The sequence below is a fragment of the Methylobacterium sp. FW306-05-D genome (assembly GCF_058782155.1).
The window spans coordinates 1-2,075 of the sequence record NZ_JBYSXL010000164.1 but is presented as its reverse complement, the minus strand read 5'-3'; the positions used below and the strand labels follow the sequence as shown (position 1 = coordinate 2,075).

General features: G+C 71.1%; 2 protein-coding genes. One reads left to right on the top strand and one right to left on the bottom strand.

What is annotated here, in order from left to right; translation table 11 throughout:
• Positions 1 to 59: 59 nt before the first annotated feature.
• The gene (locus AC3WLN_RS24000) at positions 60 to 1,586 is read left to right on the top strand and encodes an undecaprenyl-phosphate glucose phosphotransferase (RefSeq protein ID WP_492485483.1); all 1,527 of its coding nucleotides are present in this window, start codon (positions 60 to 62) and stop codon (positions 1,584 to 1,586) included.
• Positions 1,587 to 1,693: 107 nt separating this feature from the next.
• Here the strand turns inward: AC3WLN_RS24000 and AC3WLN_RS23995 are convergent.
• On the bottom strand, positions 1,694 to 2,075 hold a 382-nt coding region (locus AC3WLN_RS23995), incomplete at its 5' end, for a hypothetical protein (RefSeq protein ID WP_492485481.1).

Below are 2,075 nucleotides of genomic sequence, written 5' to 3'. Positions count from 1 at the left end.
CTCCGACCCCGACCCCCGTTCCCAGTTCCAAGACGCGTACCCGAGCCCGGAAGTCAGCCATGAGCGCCTTCGATGTCCGTGACCTGCTGGATGCCGCCGGCCGGTTCGCCCCCCAGGCCGACGGCGCTCCGGCGGCCGCGCTGCCGCCCGCCGAGGCGCGGGTGCACCCGGCCGCCGCCAAGCGCCTCTCGCCGGTGGTGCTCGCCGGCTGCGTCCGGATCGCGGACTTCGTCCTGATCGCCGGTCTCGGCATCGTGATCCAGCGGCTGCAGCTCTCCGGGATCGTGCCGCTGTCGCCCCGCTACCTCGCCGCCGCCCTCGGCCTCGCCGCCCTGGCGGTCTGCCTGCTGCAGGTCTCGGGCGCCTACGGCATGGCGGCCTTCCGGACCCTGCGGGGATCGGCCCTGCGGCTGGTGGGCGCCTGGTCGCTGGCCTTCCTCCTCGTCGCCACCGCGATGGTGTTCGCCAAGATCGCCGACCATTATTCCCGGGTCTGGATGGCGAGCGTCTTCGCCTCCGGCCTCGCCGTCCTCCTCGCCGGGCGCTTCGCCCTGGCCCGCTTCATCACCGCGCAGATGCAGCGCGGCCATTTCGACCGGCGCACCGCCATCGTCGGCGGCGGACCCGTGGCCGAGGACCTGATCCGCGCCCTCGACGCCCAGTCGGACTCGGGCGTGCGCATCGTCGGCGTCTTCGACGACCGCGGCGACACCCGCTCCGACACCGTGGTGGCGGGCTACCCGAAGCTCGGCACCGTGAGCGACCTCGTCGCCTACGCCCGCACCACGCGTCTCGACCTCATCATCTTCACGATCCCGATCGCCGCCGAGGACCGCATCCTGCAGATGCTGGCCAAGCTCTGGGTCCTGCCCATCGACATCCGCCTCTCGGCCCAGGCCTCGAAGCTGCGCCTGCGCCCGCGGGCCTATTCCTACCTCGGCGCGGTGCCCGTGCTCGACATCTTCGACAAGCCGATGGCCGACTGGGACATCGTCGCCAAGAGCATCTTCGACCGGGTCGTCGGCTGCGCGATGCTGCTGGCGCTCGCCCCCGTGATGCTCGCCGTCGCCCTGGCGGTGCGCCTGACCTCGGCCGGGCCGGTGCTGTTCCGGCAGAAGCGCTACGGCTTCAACAACGAGCTGATCGAGGTCTTCAAGTTCCGCTCGATGTACGTGAACCAGAGCGATGCCGGGGCCGCCCGCCTCGTGACGAGGGACGATCCCCGCGTCACGCCCGTCGGCCGCTTCATCCGCCGGACCTCGCTGGACGAGCTGCCGCAGCTCTTCAACGTCATCAAGGGCGAGCTCTCCCTGGTCGGCCCGCGCCCGCACGCCCTCCAGGCCAAGGCCGCCAACACCCTCTACGACCAGGTGGTGGACGGCTACTTCGCCCGCCACAAGGTCAAGCCCGGCATCACCGGCTGGGCCCAGGTCAACGGCTGGCGCGGCGAGACCGACACCAGCGACAAGATCCAGAAGCGCGTCGAGCACGACCTGCACTACATCGAGAACTGGTCGATCCTGTTCGACGTGAAGATCATGCTCGCGACCCCGGTCTCGCTGTTTCGGACCAGGAACGCCTACTGATCCGGGAAAGCCCCCGAACGCAAAGAGGGTCCCTCAACAGAAAAAGGGCCGCCCCCCCGCGAGGGAGGCGGCCCTTTTCGTTCGGCCGCGAAGGGCGGAGCGTCGCCCTACGGCAGGGCGCCGGCCTTCTTCTTGACCTCGGTCATCGTGTCCTCGCAGCCCTTCATGTCGCCGGCCTTGTCCTGGGCGCGGGCCTTCTTGATCAGGTCGCGGGCCTCGGCCACGCCGCCGGCGCTGGCCGTGGTCGACGGGTCGGTCGGCTTCACGTTCGGGGCCGTGTCGAGGGCCTTGGACGAGTGCGACGAGGTCGGGCCGCCCGGCGGCTCCTTGCCGGTGACCTGCTCGGCGCCGGTGCTGTCGAGGCGGCGCTCGATCGTCGCGATCTGCTCGGAGCAGGACGAGGCGAGGGCGGGTCCGGCCGCGCCGAGGAGGACGAGGGCGGCGGGCAGGACGGTGGTGATCCGCATGGATGGGCTCTCCGGGGTGGGG

Coding starts and splice junctions, on each gene's coding strand:
- AC3WLN_RS24000 (WP_492485483.1), top strand. CDS start 60: ATGAGCGCCTTCGATGTCCGTGACCTGCTGGATGCCGCCGGCCGGTTC.